1 protein-coding gene is annotated in these 343 nt (G+C 38.8%); it reads right to left on the bottom strand.

The window, feature by feature from the left end; genetic code table 11:
* The coding region (locus tag R0J88_RS19160) for a hypothetical protein (RefSeq protein ID WP_410900754.1) at positions 1 to 331 on the bottom strand (331 nt) is incomplete at its 3' end.
* Positions 332 to 343: the final 12 nt, after the last annotated feature.

The following is a 343-nucleotide window of genomic DNA, read 5'->3' as shown; positions in this document are numbered from 1 at the left end:
CTACTGTTTGTTGTGATAACATCGAAAAAGTGACACCTTGCATAGCTTCAGTAAGAGTAGCAGCACCACCTGAAGAAAGAATAGCAATAGCTATCCCTTCAGTGTAGACATTTCTAATTTCAGTTTGGCACCATTCACTATGAAACTCATTTAGCTGTGATAGTATCACTTCTATCTGACGTAATAATGATGCTTGTCGCTGGAATACGTCCTCATTCTCACCCATCTTACCTAGTTCGATAACTTCAGCGAGTAAAGACTTATAAGCTTTCTTATATTCTTCTTCCAAGCGTGTAGCGTTTTTCTCATAACTAGGTGTTGGGATTGTCATTAGTAGTCTACC

Origin of the sequence: Pseudoalteromonas sp. SIMBA_162 (genome assembly GCF_046535955.1) — a bacterium.
In the GTDB taxonomy this organism is placed as follows: domain Bacteria; phylum Pseudomonadota; class Gammaproteobacteria; order Enterobacterales; family Alteromonadaceae; genus Pseudoalteromonas; species Pseudoalteromonas marina.
The sequence above is the reverse complement of the archived record's forward strand: the minus strand, read 5'-3'. Positions and strand labels throughout refer to the sequence as shown.